The following is a 17,786-nucleotide window of genomic DNA, read 5'->3' on the forward strand; positions in this document are numbered from 1 at the left end:
CTCACCCTCCGCGAACTTCACTCGGCAACGTGCTAAACGTAGGCCGTGTGGCCTGCGCAAGCTGTATTGACTGCGTTGACTGTGTAAGCTTTATTGACTGTATTGACTGTATTGGCTGAGTAAGCTGCATTGACTGCCCAGTCGCTAATTGGGGCCAGACGCGCCTCTGAGCGGGGGCTCCCACCATAAGCTGCAAGCCACCATGATCGTTCTTCAACTGCATCGCAATAAGTTGTGGCGAAACGGTGTTGTCATCGTATCGCCAATGTAACCAATCCCCGTCATACCATGCCCAATCCCACGCTCCGGCATAAAAGCCAATAGTGCTAGTTGCGCCGCCCGTACTCACTAACTCCGAGGACAATGCCGAACTCTGGTTTGGGCCGTTGAGTTGTCGCCACGGATGGCGGTGTTCGCGCAGGCTTAGTTGGCCTGTTGCATCGGTAAACAGCCACTGTTGCTTACGCAGAAAAACTAGCTCTCCTACCGTTTGCTGATTCCGGTAGAGACAGTTCTCCCGCTGCCCGGAGCACGCTCCCAGGTCATAGCGATAGAACCCATTGGATACACTGGGTAACGGGGGCTCGGCAATAGCCAGTTCGGCGCCGCCACAATAGGGAGAGACCAACCAATCACCAGGCGCTAGTTTGCGCGATGAGTAGAGCCTGACTTGATCACTAACCAGTTGCCAATACGCCCGATCCTGCGGTTCGGCCACCAGCAGACCAACTACCGATTTATCATCCGATAACGTTAACAACGGAGAGGGGATAGCAAAGTCCAAGCAGCTGCGATTCATTGCTCGCTCAACGCTACTCATAAGTTGCTCTGCCAACTGGAGTTGCCGTGCACTTTGCTCAGCCTGCTTGGACAGGCTGTAGGCAAAACGATTTTGACTCAGTACAAAATCAATCAGTGCCGTGAGAATTAACGCCGATATCAGGGTCCCAACTAGGAGTGATACAAGCGAAAATCCAGCCGCCGCTGGACTTGAGCGGGAAGCAATTATGTTCATTGACGCCGCTCCAAGCAGGCCTGCTCCAAGCCATACTGCCAACACACGGGGCTGGCGCTTAACCCAGTGGTTTGAAGTGACCGTGGGAGTGGCCAGGGCCAGTCGCATGCTGAGGATACGTCACAATTTAAATGGCGGTGCTGAGGCCTGATTAGGTAGCGCTCCGCCGAGGTGACAAAACGCCTTGCTTCGGCCAATTGAAAGGTGGCACTGGCGTGGGCAAGAAGTTGCTGCTGACTGGCTAGCACCAGCGCCGTTAGCAGAACTAATAATAGTGCCTCGATTAAACTGGTACCGCGTTGAGCAAGATAGGCGCTCCGCCGAGGCGAAGCACCTCGTTCATCATAGCGTTTGGCGGATGCTAACATGGTAAATCCTCCAATGGATTGACCGTTAGCATGACGAAAAAAAGGCGAGTTATGCACTCGCCTTTTAGGGGTTAATGAGAGCTTTTAGTCCCGAGTGATATCAACCAAGCGCAATTCTTTGGGCAGTGAAAAACGAATATTCTCTTCAATACCACTAATCTCCGCGGCAACGCCCGCACCAAGCTCTTCGAGGCGAGTGAGTACAGATTGAACCAATACCTCAGGCGCCGATGCGCCAGCGGTGATACCTACGGAAGTCACGCCGTCTAACCAAGCACTATCAATATCTTCCGCTGAGTCAATTAGGTAGCTCGTAGCACCTACGCGCTCAGCAAGCTCACGGAGACGGTTAGAGTTCGAGCTGGTTGCCGAGCCTACCACTAAGACCAAATCATTATTTTCGGCAAGTTCACGCACCGCATCTTGGCGATTCTGCGTGGCGTAACAAATATCGTCTTTACGCGGCCCATGAATATTAGGGAACTTTGCTCTTAGCGCATTAATCACCATGGCCGTATCATCCATGGACAAGGTAGTCTGGGTCACATAGGCTAACTTACTATCATCATCCACAGACAGTGCTGACACATCCGCTTCATCTTCAACAAGATGAATTCTGCCGCCAAAGGCGGTGTCAAATCGGCCCATTGTGCCTTCAACTTCCGGGTGCCCTTCGTGGCCAATGAGAATGCAGTCAAAGCCGGCTTTCGCGTACTTCACGACTTCCATATGGACCTTGGTGACCAGCGGACAAGTGGCATCAAATACTTTCAGGCCGCGCTTTTCTGCTTCAAGTTCAACGGCCTTCGACACGCCGTGAGCGCTAAAGATCACGATGGTATCATCAGGGACTTCGTGTAGTTCCTGAACAAAGACTGCGCCGCGCTCCTTGAGCGTATCTACCACATATTTGTTATGGACTACCTCGTGGCGAACATAGATGGGCGCGCCAAAACTATCGAGCGCACGATTAACAATTTCAATGGCTCTATCTACGCCCGCACAAAAACCACGGGGATTCGCTAAGCTAACATTCATACTCACTCGGCTGACTCCACACCAACAATAAGAACTTTGAAATTGAGCGTTTCGCCAGCTAAGGGATGATTAAAGTTAACCACCACTTCGGTGTCCGTAATTTCATGAATCACACCGGCAATTTCACCCTCGGGGCCGTTGGCGAAATTCATCACCAGCCCCACTTCAATGGCTTGATCCGGGGCGAAAAGATCGCGTGCTACGCGCTGGAAGTTTAGCTCATTCGGTTGTCCGAAGGCATCTTCCGGCGGCACGGAAAAGGTGCCCTCGAATCCGGGCGTAAGACCAACAAGGTGTTGCTCAAAGCCAGGCAATAAGGAGCCGTCACCCATGACAAAGCTGACCGCATCCCGATCAAAGGTGGAATCTATTTCGCGGCCATCTGCAGTGGTTAGCGCAAACTTCAAGCTCACTTTGCTGGTAGGTGAAATAACCTCAGACATCGGCTGTCTCCTTGGCCTTTTTGTGGTCACGATAGGCGTCTATGAGTAGCAGCACTCCACCAATACAGATTGCCGAATCGGCGATGTTAAATGCCGGCCAATACCACTGCTGGTAGTACCACTGAATAAAGTCAATCACATAACCAAACATCACTCGATCGTATAAGTTACCCAAGGCACCACCTAGGATCAGAGCAAGGGCTAACGACAATAGCTTTTGTTCGGTGGCAATGCGTTTAATCCACACCACTAAGCCCACCGAAATAATACTAGTGAGAATCACAAAGAACCAACGCTGCCAGCCACCGGCTTCAGCAAGAAAGCTGAACGCCGCACCAGTGTTATACAACAGCGTGAAATTAAATCCCGGCATAACGGCAACAGGATCAGCATAATTCAGCTGCGTAACCGCAATGGTCTTGGTGACTTGATCAATAACAAGAATAACTAGGGCAATCACATACCAACGTGCTACAGACATCATGCGAATTGACGCTCCTCACCATCACCATCCACGTTCGTTACACAACGACCGCACAGGGTTGGGTGTGATTCAATTTGACCCACATCTTCACGATGGTGCCAACAGCGCTCGCACTTCTCATGTGCGCTCTTTACAACGGCTACCTTCAAACCGTCAATCTCCGTGGCTGACGCATTGGCGTGCTCGCCAACCGTGGCACCGGAAGTGATTAATACAAAGCGCAGCTCATCACCGAATACGTTGAGTAGCGAGGCCAGTTCGGGATCCGCTTCTAGCGTTAGTTCGGCATCCAAGGAGCCGCGTATTACACCTTCGTTACGCGCCTTCTCAATGGCCTTGTTCACAGCGGTTTTAACTGTCATCACTCGCTGCCAATCTTCATCGGTGATTGCCACTTCTCCCTCTAGACGAGCGAGCTGATCATACCAGTGAGCAATGAAGACTGACTCTTCGCGCTTACCTGGGAGATACGCCCAAGCTTCGTGAGCGGTGAAGCTGGTAATTGGCGCTAACCAACGAACCATGGCCTCGGCAATATGGTAAATCGCCGTTTGCGCAGAACGACGCGCCAGCGAATCCGTACCGCAGGTGTACTGGCGGTCCTTGATGATATCGAGGTAAAAACCACCTAGATCGACAATGCAGAATTGCTGCAGTTTCTGGTAGATGGAATGCAGACTATAGGTTTCATAATCGGCTTTGATTCCGTCCTGCACTTTCGCGGCGCGATCAACCGCCCAGCGATCAATAGCCACCATATCCTGCGCGCTGACTAAATCAGTTTCTGGATTGAAACCCACCAAGTTGGACAATAGGAAACGCAGGGTGTTGCGAATACGACGGTAGGACTCTGCAGTGCGCTTAAGAATTTCATCGGACACGCTCATCTCAGCACTAAAGTCCGTCGCAGACACCCAAAGGCGAAGAATATCAGCACCCAGGTTGTTAACGACTTTCTGCGGTGACATCACGTTACCGATTGACTTGGACATCTTTCGTCCTTGCGCGTCTACGGTAAAGCCATGAGTCAGTACCTGCTTGTAGGGCGCTTCGCCGTGCATCGCGATGGCGGTCTTTAGTGATGATTGGAACCAACCACGATGCTGGTCACTGCCTTCGAGGTAAAGGTCCGCAGGGAAACGCAGGTTATCGCGACGAGACACCACCGAGTAATGAGTAACGCCTGAGTCAAACCAAACGTCTAAGGTATCGGTGACTTTGTTGTAGTGCTGAGCGTCAGCGCCCAGTAATTCCTCGGCATCCAGCTCGAACCATGCCTCAATACCTTTGCCCTCAACACGCTGAGCCACTTGCTCAATCAGGGCCGCGGTGTTGGGGTGAAGGTCACCCGTTTCCTTGTGAATAAAGAGCGCGATGGGAACACCCCAGGTACGCTGACGAGAGATACACCAGTCTGGTGAACCATTCAGCATGGTTTCGATACGGGCTTCGCCCCATTCTGGCAACCATTCAACCTGTTTTACTGCCGCCAGTGCAGACTCCAACAAACCCTCTTGGGTCATACTCACGAACCATTGCGGTGTAGCGCGGTAGATGAGCGGCGTTTTGGTACGCCAGCAGTGTGGATAAGAGTGACGGAACTTCTCTGCTTTAAGCAGCACTTTGTTCTCGCGCAGTAGTTCAATGACTTTTTCATCCACTTTGTAAACGTGCTCGCCCGCAAACAACGGCGTGCTGTCACGGTAGATTCCGTTATCATCTACACGGTTGATAGTGCCAATGCCGTACTTACGACCTACCGCGAAATCTTCAACGCCATGATCAGGCGCAGTGTGCACAGCACCCGTACCCGCATCAACGGTAACATGGTCACCTAAAATAACGGGGAGCTTGTCCTCGTAGAAGGGATGTTTAACAAGTTGATTTTCAAACTTGGCACCCATCGCATGAGCAATGATTTTGTAATCGTCTAGTTCATAGCGCTTGAAGGAGTCTGCCACTAGGGCTTCAGCAAAAACAAAGTACTCACCCTGGTGCTCAACCAAGCAGTATTCAAGCTCAGCATTCAAGCTGACCGCCTGGGACGACGGTAATGTCCACGGCGTTGTGGTCCAAATCACCACACTTACCTGACCAAGATTTTCTTGGCCAAAGGCTTCAAAAACTGCCGCTGGGTCTACCGCACGGTAGGCAACATCAATGGCGTAGGAAGTCTTGTCCTGATACTCAACCTCAGCTTCAGCCAACGCTGAACCGCCGACAACACTCCAGTAGACGGGTTTGAAGCCCTTAACGAGGTGACCGTTCTCGGCAATCTTGCCCAGTGCACGAATGATGTCTGCTTCGGTTTGAAAGTCCATAGTGAGATAGGGATTGTTCCATTCACCTAAAACTCCCAGACGAATAAAGTCAGCCTTCTGTCCGGCTACCTGTTTTGCTGCATAAGTACGACACGCTTCGCGAAACTTAGCGTAGGGAACTTTGACGCCCGCTTTGCCCAGCTTCTTTTCAACGTTGTGTTCAATGGGAAGGCCGTGACAATCCCAGCCCGGGACATAGGGCGCATCAAAGCCAGAAATGGTTTTTGATTTGACGATAATGTCTTTCAGAATCTTGTTAACGGAGTGACCAATGTGGATATCACCGTTGGCGTACGGTGGTCCATCATGAAGAATGAACTGCTCACAACCTTTACGCGCCTCGCGAATGAGCTCATACAATCCTGATTCGTCCCATTCTTTGAGCATCTGTGGCTCACGCTGTGCCAGATTTCCACGCATAGGGAAACCAGTTTCTGGCAGGTTTAATGTACTTTTGTAATCACTCATTCAATAACCTTAAACTCATTAACAAAGTAATCGCGAGCGGCCTGTTGGTCGCGTGCGATTTGTTGCTGTAATTCTGCAAACGATGAAAACGCTTGTTCATCGCGAAGTTTAGTCAAAAAGACAACCGTTATGGCTTGCCCGTAAATATCTTGATCAAAATTAAAAAGGTGAGCCTCTAACGACGGTATTGGCTCCGCACCAACGGTAGGTTTTACGCCAATATTTGCCACGCCTTGATGCCATTCACCAGCCACTAGCACACGAACCGCGAACACCCCATGCAAGGGCGAGCGACGCCGGCGCAGTGCAACGTTCGCAGTTGGCACGCCAATGGTTCTGCCTAACTGCCTGCCCTTGCCCACGTGACCTTGAATGCTAAAGTCTCGGCTTAAGAGCTGCTTCGCTTGCGCGCAGTCTCCGCTTAGCAGTAGCTCGCGAATACGCGTGGAGCTGACCCGCTCACCATGCACTTCCGTGGTAGGCGTATCTTCAACGATGAAGCCCGATTGAGGTGCTAGCTGTTGCAGCAGCGCGAAGTCACCCTCACGGTTGGCACCGAAACGAAAATCATCGCCCACGATTAAGTGCTGAGTTTTCAGCCCCTCTACCAGCACCCTAGACACGAACTCCACCGGCGTCATGTTCTGAATTTGCTGATTAAAGCGCAGACAGACAATTCGCTGGATGCCATAGGACATCAGCAACTCAACCTTATCGCGAAAACGACTGAGCCGAGCGGGCGCCTGATCCGGCGCAAAATACTCACTCGGCTGAGGTTCAAACAACACCACGGTAGGCACCGCATTGGCGGCTTCAGCGAGTTGTTTGACGCGATTAAGGATGGCTTGGTGCCCTAGATGTAAACCGTCGAATGCACCAATGGTCACCACTGATGCAGAGCTGATTTGAACTAAGTTGTGCAAGCCCCGTATCAGCTGCATGTAAGGCGATTCTCTTTGATCAAAATATGATCGTCGAAGTATACCTATAAATTGATAGCATTTCAGCTAAGAACAACAATTATTTTGGCGCTAAAAGATGGCGTTTTCGCCAGCCCAATAACGGCACTAAACCGAAGTAGCAAACTAAGCCAGAAACCACATAGAGCGCTAGATAGGAAGCGCGCTCGCCAAATTCAGCACCGTCCCAAAACAGCGGGAATTCCAGCTGCAGGAACACCAACAATGACGCCATGCAACACCCCGCGAGTAGGGGTGGAAGGATACTCATACTCTGCTGCGCCGACAACCAAGCGCCGTCTCGGCGCAAACCAAACCAAAGTAGACCCGCGTTGAGCCAGGCTGATGCCGCGGTTGCCAGCGCAAGTCCGGCGTGACCGAGATGATAATCGACCAGCAGGTAAACAAAGATAAGGTTGAAGACCATATTGGCGATCATCGCGACGATGCCATACTTCACCGGCGTTTTGGTATCCTGGCGAGAATAGAAACCCGTAGCCAGCACTTTGATCCACATGAATGCCAATAACCCTAGCGCGTAGGCGCGGAGCGCCCATGCGGACTGACGAACCCCAAAATCACTCAGTTCGCCATAACCGAATAAGGTGAAGATCAGCGGCTCAGCCAAGACGATCAACGCAATGGCCGCGGGGAAACCAATAGCGAACACCAATCTGGATGCCCAACGCAGCGTGTCTGAAAAGGCGTCAATACCCCCACGCACATGCTTGCGGGATAAGTTGGGTAACACCACAGTGGCCAGCGCGATACCGAACACCCCCAGAGGCAACTCAGCCAAGCGGTCTGAATAATACAACCAGGAAACGCTACCACCCGGAAGAAATGAGGCGATAACCGTATCCAGTAGCAGGTTGATCTGACTCACGCTGACACCAAAGAGCGCGGGAATCATTAATCTAAGTACCTTAGAAACACCCTTGTCGCCGCGAGTCATCTCGGGCTTTGGCAGGAGTTGAAGATGAGCCAAAAATGGCAACTGGAAAATTAACTGAATCACTCCCGCAATCAAAATACCCCACGCCAGTGCATAGGCGGGCTCCTCGAACCATGGCGTTAAGAAGATGGCGCAGGCGATTAACGACAGATTGAGAAATATGGGCGTAATGGCTGGCACCGCAAAGCGGTCATAGCTGTTTAAGATCGCTCCCGCGAAGCCTGTTAGTGAGATTAAGGCCAGATAGGGAAAGGTAATCCGCAGCATCTCCGAGGCCATGTTGAACTTCTCGGGCTCATCCCAGAAGCCAGGCGCAAAAATAAGCATCACCTGCGGCGCAAAAATCACCACCAACACGGTGATAGATATCACTGAGGCGCCCAGCCACCCACACATTCGATTGATGAATTGATGTACCGCAAACTTGGAGCCATTCTCTCTGTACTCCGACAATACTGGCACAAATGCTTGCGCGAACGCGCCTTCGGCAAACAGTCTTCGGAGAAAGTTAGGAATTTTAATGGCCACGTAAAATGCATCGGCCGCTGCAGTATCGCCCACAACTCGCGCAAGGATGATATCGCGCGCTAAACCAAGCACCCGCGAAATCATTGTCATAGTACTCACGATCAGGCCACTACGGACCAATCCTTGCGATTTTGCCAATTTCTTATACTCCTACGTAATTACGCAGATCTTAACACCATTACCAGTTGTGCTACACTAGCAGCCTATTGTCGATTTATTCGACATTATTGCGATTGACTATTGACAATCGGTGGCGCGAGCGGCATAGTTCGCGACCTCAATTTTTGAACCATGATTTCTTAAAGGAGCTTTACGGTGGCAAACTCCCCGCAAGCAAAAAAACGCGCTCGTCAGGCTGAAAAGTCTCGTTCGCACAACGCGAGCCTGCGCTCCATGGTGCGCACCTACATTAAAAAAGTAGTTGCCGCCATCGAAGCAGGTGATCACGAAGCAGCAAAGGCAGCATTCGCTGCAGCAGAGCCGGTCATTGACCGTTTTGCAGACAAGGGTATCTTCCACAAGAATAAGGCAGCTCGTATCAAGAGCCGTCTTAACACCCAGGTCAAAAAGCTAGCTGCTTAAGATCGCGTTAAAAAGAACCGGCTTTATGCCGGTTTTTTTTCGTCTGTACTTTTTCGCTACTTGGCGTACCTAAGCGGCCTCTCACCACTACAGCAAAACTAGATTGTCTCGGTGGATCGCCTCTCGCTCTGGCTCGAAGCCAAGCAAACCGGCAATAACGCGCGATGACTTACCCGCCATATCCTGCAATTCAAGCGCACTAAAGTTAGTCAAACCTCGCGCAAAGACAGCGCCACCCTCATCCTGTATCAGTACACATGCGCCGCGATGAAAATCCCCTTGAACGCTTACGATACCAACCGGCAGCAACGACGAACCATTCTGCTCTAAATGCTTTCTAGCGCCCGCATCCACCACCATCACTCCGCTATGCTGTATATGCCCCGCTAACCACTGTTTGCGGGCTCGAAGCGGTATTGACCTAGCTAGCAGCTGCGTACCCACACTAACCCCCGTCAGCGCCCGCTGAATGACCTGAGGCGCCGCCGCATTAGCGATAACGGTCAGTGTGCCCGAGCGCGCAGCTAAACGCGCCGCCGACACCTTGGTACTCATTCCCCCGGTCCCCACTTTGGAGCCAGAGCCTGAGGCGTACTTCAGCAGCCGATCCTCATCGGCGAAGGCCTCAGTGATCAACTCAGCCGTTGGGTCCGTATTGGGATTTCCAGTGTAAAGACCATCTTGGTCAGTAAGAAGTAGTAGCCCATCTGCGTCAATCAGGTTGGCCACAAGTGCGGCGAGATTATCGTTGTCACCCAGGCGAATTTCATCGGTAGCCACCGAGTCATTTTCATTAACCACAGGCACCGCCGACAAGCCAAGTAGGACCTGAATTGCTGCTCTGGCGTTTAGATAGCGCTCACGATTGCTGATGTCTGAGTGATTAAGCAGCACTTGCGCGACAGGGATATTCAGCTGAGCGAATTCATCGCGCCATGCCTGAACTAAATCAGATTGACCAATGGCTGCAATAGCTTGAAGTTGGGATATCTGCGCCGGACGATCGGCCATTTGAAGGCGCGCCATGCCAGCGGCAACAGCACCTGAAGAAACTACGACAATCTCGTAGCCCTGCGACATTAACGCCGCTATGTCAGCCACCCAAGCTGACAAGGCCTGAGTTGCCAGAGATGTTCCGTGATTAGTGAGGGACGATGACCCCAGCTTAACTACCCAACGCTGATTTGCCACTCATCCCCCTGCACTAATTTAAGCCGTTATTTGACGTACTCGACTTCAACGTCGTAGTCGTCTTCGTTCCAATCATCATCGTCGGAATCGTCTTCGTCTTCAAGTGTCTTACCGGCTTTTTTCGCTCGGTAAGCCAAACGAAGCTCCTCAATACGCTGACGAGCTTCTTCCTGCATGGCCAATTGGGTCTGATGCTCGATTTCAGCCAACTCTGGGTTAGCCTCCTCTTCCTCTTTCATCGTTTCCAAGCGCATCATGAGATCGTGGCAAAGTTGCTCTGTCCCTTCACCATTGATGGCACTCACGCGATAAACAGGCCCTTCCCAGCCTAGGGCATCAATCACTGACTGACAGCGTGCTTCGCGCTCCTCCTCGGGGACCATATCGAGTTTATTCAACACCAACCAGCGCTCTCGCTGAACTAAGGTTGGCGAGAACTTTTCTAACTCACGAACGATGGAAGTTGCGGCTTCAGCCGGGGTGATATCATCCCAGGGCGCCATATCAATGGTATGCAGTAGCACTCGGTTGCGAGTCAAATGCTTAAGGAAACGAATCCCCAGACCAGCACCCTCAGAAGCCCCTTCAATCAGACCCGGGATATCGGCAATGACAAAACTACGGTGACGCTGTAAACGGACCACTCCCAGGCTTGGCACTAAGGTAGTAAACGGGTAATCGGCAACCTTTGGCGTGGCCGAAGACACTGAACGGATGAAGGTAGACTTACCGGCGTTTGGCAAACCCAACATACCCACATCAGCAAGCACCTTAAGCTCTAGTTTAATTTCCCGCGACTCACCCTCTTGGCCAGGTGAGGTCTGACGAGGTGCCTGATTGACCGAAGATTTAAAACGGGTATTACCCAAACCATGCCAGCCACCTCGCGCAACCATAACTTGCTGGCCCGCTTCAGTGATATCCGCCAAGATTTCGTCCGTTTCCATATCAATTGCCGAGGTACCCACTGGCACCTTCAGGATGAGATCCTCACCCTTTCGACCTGTCATGTTACGACCTTGACCACCTTGACCGGTTTCGGCACGGAAGTTACGGGTAAAACGGTAGTCCACTAAGGTGTTCAGCGAGGCATCACCCTCAAGGAATACCGAGCCGCCATCTCCGCCGTCACCGCCATCCGGACCGCCACGTGGAATATACTTTTCTCGGCGAAAACTGAGACAGCCATTACCACCCTTACCCGCCTCGACGCGAATCGGTGCTTCATCGACAAACTTCATTTTCTACCCTCTTTGATCTGAACATTGGGTTCGATAAAAAATCGAACGCTTTCACTTAGTATGTACCCATAAACAAAAAAAGCCCCATCCGAAGACAGGGCTTTTTTCGTACGCATTGTTACTTATGCAGAAACGATGCTTACGTACTTACGGTTGTGCGGGCCCTTAACATCGAACTTAACAACACCATGTTCTGTAGCGAACAATGTGTGGTCTTTGCCCATGCCAACACCAGGACCTGCGTGGAAACGAGTACCACGCTGACGAACCAAAATATTACCTGCTAGTACTTCTTGACCGCCGAAACGCTTAACGCCAAGGCGCTTACTGACCGAATCGCGACCGTTACGAGTACTACCACCAGCTTTTTTATGAGCCATTTTACTTTACTCCTAAAACCTTTTTAAGCTTAAGCTTGAATACCAGTGATCTTCACATCAGTGTGCCACTGACGGTGACCTTGTGTCTTCTTAGAGTGCTTACGGCGACGGAACTTAACAATTTTCACTTTGTCACCGCGCAATTGGCCAACAACCTCAGCTGTTACCTTAGCACCTTCAACGACTGGCGCGCCGACTTTAACGTCTTCGCCATTAGCTACTAGAAGAACTTCGTCGAAATCGACTGATTCACCAGTTGCTACTTCAATCTTTTCTAGACGAACTACTTCGCCTTCCTGAACACGGTATTGCTTACCGCCGCTCTTAATTACTGCGTACATATATATTGCTCCAACTCCGCTATTAGGACTGTGACGCCGTGGTTACGGGGCTGAACCACTGAATTTCACAAGGTGCGGCATTCTACGAAAAACTTTGCCATAGAGCAACCCCTGTTATGCTTATTTCTTTTGTGAAGTTGACCTTCGGGCTGCATACTTCTAGCATACTCAAAACTCGGAGATAATATTGCCTAATCATGCAGTCTTTCCTAGACCTTACCAGTAGTGACCTTAAGCAGGTCGACGCCCTAATTTTAGAGAATCTAAACTCGAATGTCGCGCTCGTGGAGCATATAGGAGAGTACTTAGTTCAGGCAGGGGGAAAACGCCTAAGACCGATGCTTTCCCTTATAACCGCCAAAGCGCTTGGATTTGAAGGCTCATCTACGTTTCAGTTGGCCACCGCGGTTGAGTTCATCCACACCGCAACATTACTGCACGATGACGTCGTGGATGAATCCAACCTTCGCCGCGGTCGCGATACGGCGAATGCCAAATGGGGTAACGCACCGGCGGTACTAGTTGGCGACTTCGTCTACTCGCGCGCTTTTCAGCTATTGGTTAAAATTGGCAATCTCGATGTTCTCGACATTCTTTCCGAGACCACCAACGTACTCGCCGAAGGTGAGGTACTGCAACTCGTGAACGCCGGCGATGCGAGCCTGAGTGAGCGTGACTATTACCAAGTGATTCGCGCTAAGACCGCGAAATTGTTTGAAGCCGCCTGCGAGGGCGCAGCAATTCTGGCTTCCGCCTCTACCGAACAACGCCAACAGCTCGCCACGTTTGGCGATCAGTTAGGTATTGCTTTCCAGCTTGTCGACGACCTACTTGATTATGTTGGAAATGTGGATACCATGGGCAAGAATGTTGGCGACGACTTGGCTGAAGGGAAAACAACACTTCCCTTAATTCATGCCATGCAACACGCGTCAGCTGAAGATGCAGGGACGATCCGCACCGCCTTGCAGACTAAAAATACCGATCAGATCGACGATATCATCCGAATAGTGGAAGCGACCGGTTCGCTTAACTACACTCGTGATGCAGCTTATCGTGCAATCGAAACGGCAAAAGGTGCGCTATCCACACTACCCGCCTCTGTCTATCGTTCTGCACTCGAAGAAATCGCCGATTACTGCATCGCCAGAACGAAGTAATTAAAAATAAAGGCTAGAAACTATGTTTTTAAAACAACTGCAGCAGCTTGCGGAGCATGCTGGCGACGAGTGCGTTGCTACGCTGTGCCAGAACCCTCAACGTTTTTCCCAATTTAAAACTTCGGCGGCCGAACTCACGCTCGATACGAGCCGGCAGAAGATGAGTGCCGAGACCTTTACGAAACTTACTGGACTCGCTAACGAAAGCGGCTTCAATCACGCCTACAAAGCCATGCGTCAAGGTGATGAGATCAATTTCACCGAAGGCCGCGCGGTACTGCACACGCTGTTGCGCAACCTTGATAGTAGCGATCCACGAGCGGAAGAAGTCCGCGCCTCATTAGCTAAAATGCAAACGCTAACGAAGGCAGTTCAATCCGGCGAATGGAAAGGCTATAGCGGCAAGGCAATTCGTGATGTCGTCAATATCGGCATTGGCGGGTCGGACCTCGGACCCAGAATGATCTACCGCGCTATGCTGCACTATCGCCACAACGACATCAATGTTCACTGGGTAGCGAATATTGACCCCGCTGACATTGAGAAGAAATTGGCCACTCTAAACCCAGAGACCACCCTGATCGTTGTCTCTTCGAAAAGCTTCTCGACACCAGAGACGCTCAACAACGCCAATGCCGCCCGCAAGTGGTTGATAGATAATGGCGTCACAGACGTTGCTAAGCACGTTGTGGCGGCAAGCTCTAACGTTAAGATGGCCATTGAATTTGGTATTGATGAAAGCAATATCTTCCCGCTTTGGGACTGGGTTGGCGGGCGTTTCTCTTTGTGGTCTGCCATCGGCTTGCCGTTGATGATGGGCTTCAAACCAGGCACCTTCGAAGCCATTCTAGGCGGCGCGCTAGCCATGGACGAACACGCCGAATCGGCACCAGCAGAGCGCAATTTACCCGCTCAACTGGCCCTATTCGAACTCTGGAACGTCAACGCCCACGGTACTAGCTCGCGAGCGGTATTACCTTATTGCCATGATCTGCGTCTTCTCCCTGCTCACCTTCAGCAACTGGAGATGGAGAGCCTAGGCAAGTCCGTCAACCTCAAAGGTGAACGAGTAGACTATCCAACTGGCGGAGTGGTCTGGGGAACTGAAGGTAGCAATGGTCAACACTCTTACCACCAGCTACTACATCAAGGAAATCAAGGCATTGCCGCAGAGATTATCCTGCCACTTTCATCGCCCAACGAACCGGTACAGCACCTCAAGCTCATCGCCAATGCACTCGCTCAAAGCCAGGTATTCTGCTATGGACAAAGCGCCGCTGAAGCCAAGGAAGCATTACTCGCGCGAGGAATGGATCCAGATCAGGCCAAGGTAATCGCCAAACACAAAGAAATCTTGGGTAATCGTCCACACAGTATTGTGACGATGGAATCGCTTAACCCTCACACTTTAGGCGCACTAATAGCCGCTTACGAAAACAAAGTGTTTTTCTGTGGCTATTGGCAGGAGATCAATGCGTTTGATCAGTGGGGTGTTGAATTAGGAAAGGTACATGCCAGCACTATGGAAACCGTGCTGACATCAGGTGATACGGCAAACGTCGATGACGGCTATGCCGCCATCGTTAGCGCCTATCAATCAGCCACGCAATAAATTGCGTTTTAGGCGGCGGTTTACGGGCCGCTCGCCTAACCAAATACCGAACATCCCCTCTTTGAACAGCGCGCCTTCAACCAGGATAAATTCCTCGCCATTACGATAGGTGATGACGCCACGAGCTGGATCGTTAAAAACGGTGTAAATATCACCTTCAACAATCTCTTCCACGAACTGAGCCAAGTAATCTTCGACCACCTGCTCCACTTCCTCATAGCGCTCATACTTCTTGAAGCCATCTAACACCGCTTCCGTGAACAACGCGGTACTCACTAAGCTAGAGCGAACCTCAATTCGCAACGCCATCGGCGAAATCGTTTCGCTGACGAGCGTTTCTTGGTCTTGGCCTTCTACCGTGTAGAGCGCGATATCGTATAGCGGCACCATGAATTTGCGACGCACACCTTCACCTTGCTTCTGCATCTCGGCCTCGGCCAGCGTAAAAGTTTCCGGTGCCTCCGCGCTTACCGAGACAGCCGTTGTTAGCCCAAACAGGACCATCAACATGCTTGCGAATAACTTCTTCATTTTAACTCCTCAAACCACATTATTGTGCTTACGCACTTGTTATTATCGCGAGTAATTCATCTCGCTTTGCTTCCATCAACGCCGTATCCGCCTTCGACTCTACGTTGAGTCGGAGTACCGGTTCCGTGTTAGACATTCGTAAATTAAAGCGCCACTCATCGCCAAAGCTCATACTCAAACCATCGGTGCGATCCACCGAAGTAGCTGCGCTTTGATAGGTTGACTCAATCTGTGCAATGGCTGCTTCAGGATCTTCAAGCTTGGTGTTGATTTCACCACTGCATGGGAACGCCAACATACACTCATCCACCAATGACGCTAGGCTCACATTGCGCTGGCACATCAACGCCGTGATCAACAACCAAGGTATCATGCCACTGTCGCAGTAAGCAAAATCTTTGAAATAGTGGTGCGCACTCATCTCACCACCATAGATAGCGTCTTCGTGACGCATACACTCTTTGATAAAGGCATGGCCCGTTTTACTCATAATTGCCTTACCGTTGTAGCGGTGAGCCACTTCAATGGTATTCCAAGTGAGACGGGGATCATGAACAATCTTCGAGCCAGGTTGCTTTAATAGGAAGGCTTCGGCAAGTAAACCTACCACGTAGTAGCCTTCAATGAAGCGCCCGGCAGAATCGAAGAAGAAACAACGATCAAAGTCACCATCCCAAGCAATGCCTAAGTCCGCATTATTTGCTACGACAGCGTCAATGGTTGGCTGACGGTTCTCTTCCAACAGCGGATTAGGCACACCATTAGGGAAGTGGCCATTTGCCTCATGATGAACCTTGATGAATTCAAACGGCAGATGTTGCTCAAGCAAGTCCACCACTGCGCCCGCACCACCATTACCTGCGTTGACAACCACCTTAAGCGGCTTGAGCTGAGCGGTGTTTACATAGGTAAGCAAGTGCTGAATGTAAGCCTCACTATGATCTAAGCGACTGACCGATCCTTTTTTCTCGACTTCGGCAAAGTCACCCTGTTCCGCTAAGGCTTGAATATCGAATAAGCCGGTATCACCGGAAATTGGCTTTGCGCCCTCGCGCACAAACTTCATGCCGTTATAGTCCATGGGGTTATGACTAGCTGTGACCACAATACCGCCATCGACAGCTAACTCTTTTGCCGCAAAATAAATCTGCTCTGTGCCGCACTCGCCAATATTGACAACGTCGGCACCGCCATCGGTCAAACCTTCAGTCAACGCATCGCAAAGTGTCTTACTCGTCAGGCGGATATCGTAACCCACTGCTACGCGCTTGGCGTTTAAGAATTGAGCGTAGGCACGGCCAATACGGTAGGCCACATCGTCATTGAGTTGGTCCGGAACGCGGCCCCGTACATCGTAGGCTTTAAAACAGCTAATTTTCATTTTTTCTCCACGCGACATTCTTGTCATGTTGTTTTGCATCACACTATACCATTCAATCTGAGAGCTGTTTAGCACCGCTTAGGTGAATTATTTCCGCTGTAGGGGTGAATTTTACAATTCGACCAAAGCCGCCTGGATATTCACAAATTGTGAATTGCCGATAGTGACTTAAGAAACGCATTCCCATAAAATGACCGCACAGTCGCGCTAATTTTCATGACATTTCGCGACATTTCACAGCAATTTTTTCGAGATGTACTATGACTCAGCAAAGCTCTTATACCTACGAGGAACTTATTTCCTGTAGCCAAGGCGAACTATTCGGCCCGGGCAACGCCCAACTTCCAGCCCCTAACATGCTAATGCTAGATCGCATTACCAGCATCAGCGCCACTGGCGGCGAAAATGGCTGTGGAGAGCTAATCGCTGAACTCGATATCACGCCAGACCTCTGGTTCTTCGACTGTCACTTCCCCGGTGACCCGGTAATGCCAGGATGCCTCGGCCTCGACGCTATGTGGCAGCTGGTTGGCTTCTTCCTAGGATGGAAAGGCAACCCAGGTAAAGGGCGCGCACTAGGCTGTGGTGAAGTGAAGTTCACCGGGCAAATTTTACCCACCGCGAAGAAAGTGACGTACAAGATCACCCTAAATCGCGTTATTGAACGCCGTTTGGTTATGGGCATCGCCGATGGCGTTGTCATGGTTGACGGCCGCGAAATCTATCATGCAAAGGACCTCAAGGTTGGTCTTTTTCAAAGTACTGAGAATTTTTAAGGAGTATCCACC

18 protein-coding genes are annotated in these 17,786 nt (G+C 51.0%); 4 read left to right on the top strand and 14 right to left on the bottom strand.

Annotated elements, in window-relative coordinates:
* Window position 1: 1 nt before the first annotated feature.
* The 8 genes from DFR27_RS11540 to murJ all read right to left on the bottom strand — a co-directional run bounded on the left by DFR27_RS11540 (window position 2) and on the right by murJ (window position 8,717).
* Window positions 2-1,015 (bottom strand): PilW family protein, encoded by a 1,014-nt coding sequence (locus DFR27_RS11540; RefSeq protein ID WP_121877637.1) that lies wholly within the window; start codon window positions 1,013-1,015, stop codon window positions 2-4.
* A complete protein-coding gene (locus DFR27_RS11545) occupies window positions 1,012-1,383 on the bottom strand; it encodes a hypothetical protein (protein WP_121877638.1) in 372 nt (123 codons plus the stop codon). The genes DFR27_RS11540 and DFR27_RS11545 overlap by 4 nt, the downstream gene beginning before the upstream one ends.
* Window positions 1,384-1,467: 84 nt before the next feature.
* Complete coding sequence (gene ispH / locus DFR27_RS11550; RefSeq protein ID WP_121877639.1) at window positions 1,468-2,421, bottom strand: 4-hydroxy-3-methylbut-2-enyl diphosphate reductase; 954 nt, start codon at window positions 2,419-2,421, stop codon at window positions 1,468-1,470.
* A 2-nt stretch (window positions 2,422-2,423) separates the two neighbouring features.
* Window positions 2,424-2,864 (bottom strand): FKBP-type peptidyl-prolyl cis-trans isomerase, encoded by a 441-nt coding sequence (locus DFR27_RS11555; RefSeq protein ID WP_121877640.1) that lies wholly within the window; start codon window positions 2,862-2,864, stop codon window positions 2,424-2,426.
* Window positions 2,857-3,348: a signal peptidase II gene (gene lspA, locus DFR27_RS11560; RefSeq protein WP_121877641.1), complete on the bottom strand. Its 492-nt coding sequence runs from the start codon at window positions 3,346-3,348 to the stop codon at window positions 2,857-2,859. The genes DFR27_RS11555 and lspA overlap by 8 nt, the downstream gene beginning before the upstream one ends.
* Window positions 3,345-6,137 carry an isoleucine--tRNA ligase gene (gene ileS, locus DFR27_RS11565; protein ID WP_121877642.1) on the bottom strand — a complete coding sequence of 931 codons (2,793 nt, stop codon included), beginning with the start codon at window positions 6,135-6,137 and terminating at the stop codon, window positions 3,345-3,347. Before ileS ends, lspA begins: the two co-directional genes overlap by 4 nt.
* Window positions 6,134-7,078: a bifunctional riboflavin kinase/FAD synthetase gene (gene ribF, locus DFR27_RS11570; protein ID WP_121877643.1), complete on the bottom strand. Its 945-nt coding sequence runs from the start codon at window positions 7,076-7,078 to the stop codon at window positions 6,134-6,136. Before ribF ends, ileS begins: the two co-directional genes overlap by 4 nt.
* A gap of 79 nt (window positions 7,079-7,157) precedes the next feature.
* Complete coding sequence (gene murJ / locus DFR27_RS11575) at window positions 7,158-8,717, bottom strand: murein biosynthesis integral membrane protein MurJ (RefSeq protein ID WP_281269026.1); 1,560 nt, start codon at window positions 8,715-8,717, stop codon at window positions 7,158-7,160.
* A gap of 177 nt (window positions 8,718-8,894) precedes the next feature.
* Here murJ and rpsT point away from each other — a divergent pair, with 177 nt between their 5' ends.
* Complete coding sequence (gene rpsT, locus DFR27_RS11580) at window positions 8,895-9,161, top strand: 30S ribosomal protein S20 (protein ID WP_121877644.1); 267 nt, start codon at window positions 8,895-8,897, stop codon at window positions 9,159-9,161.
* 87 nt (window positions 9,162-9,248) lie between these two features.
* Here the strand turns inward: rpsT and proB are convergent, their stop codons facing one another.
* The 4 genes from proB to rplU form a co-directional block, all read right to left on the bottom strand.
* Window positions 9,249-10,352: a glutamate 5-kinase gene (gene proB / locus DFR27_RS11585; protein WP_121877645.1), complete on the bottom strand. Its 1,104-nt coding sequence runs from the start codon at window positions 10,350-10,352 to the stop codon at window positions 9,249-9,251.
* Between the two features lie 26 nt (window positions 10,353-10,378).
* A complete protein-coding gene (gene cgtA, locus DFR27_RS11590) occupies window positions 10,379-11,593 on the bottom strand; it encodes an Obg family GTPase CgtA (protein ID WP_121877646.1) in 1,215 nt (404 codons plus the stop codon).
* A gap of 122 nt (window positions 11,594-11,715) precedes the next feature.
* A complete protein-coding gene (gene rpmA / locus DFR27_RS11595) occupies window positions 11,716-11,973 on the bottom strand; it encodes a 50S ribosomal protein L27 (protein WP_121877647.1) in 258 nt (85 codons plus the stop codon).
* A 29-nt stretch (window positions 11,974-12,002) separates the two neighbouring features.
* Window positions 12,003-12,314 (bottom strand): 50S ribosomal protein L21, encoded by a 312-nt coding sequence (gene rplU / locus DFR27_RS11600; RefSeq protein WP_121877648.1) that lies wholly within the window; start codon window positions 12,312-12,314, stop codon window positions 12,003-12,005.
* Between the two features lie 197 nt (window positions 12,315-12,511).
* On the opposite strand from rplU, the gene DFR27_RS11605 reads away from it, so the two are divergent.
* Together DFR27_RS11605 and pgi are read left to right on the top strand one after the other, a co-directional pair.
* A complete protein-coding gene (locus DFR27_RS11605) occupies window positions 12,512-13,474 on the top strand; it encodes a polyprenyl synthetase family protein (protein ID WP_121877649.1) in 963 nt (320 codons plus the stop codon).
* 22 nt (window positions 13,475-13,496) lie between these two features.
* Entirely contained in the window at window positions 13,497-15,086 is a 1,590-nt protein-coding gene (gene pgi / locus DFR27_RS11610) for a glucose-6-phosphate isomerase (protein WP_121877650.1), read from the top strand.
* Here the strand turns inward: pgi and DFR27_RS11615 are convergent.
* Entirely contained in the window at window positions 15,072-15,617 is a 546-nt protein-coding gene (locus DFR27_RS11615; protein ID WP_121877651.1) for a chalcone isomerase family protein, read from the bottom strand. The genes pgi and DFR27_RS11615 overlap by 15 nt on opposite strands.
* A gap of 28 nt (window positions 15,618-15,645) precedes the next feature.
* Entirely contained in the window at window positions 15,646-16,998 is a 1,353-nt protein-coding gene (locus DFR27_RS11620) for a phosphohexomutase domain-containing protein (RefSeq protein WP_170150855.1), read from the bottom strand.
* 260 nt (window positions 16,999-17,258) lie between these two features.
* On the opposite strand from DFR27_RS11620, the gene fabA reads away from it, so the two are divergent.
* Window positions 17,259-17,774, top strand: coding sequence for a 3-hydroxyacyl-[acyl-carrier-protein] dehydratase FabA (gene fabA / locus DFR27_RS11625; RefSeq protein ID WP_211327632.1), 516 nt, complete (start codon window positions 17,259-17,261; stop codon window positions 17,772-17,774).
* Window positions 17,775-17,786: the final 12 nt, after the last annotated feature.

The organism is Umboniibacter marinipuniceus (genome assembly GCF_003688415.1).
Classification (GTDB): Bacteria; Pseudomonadota; Gammaproteobacteria; order Pseudomonadales; family DSM-25080; genus Umboniibacter; species Umboniibacter marinipuniceus.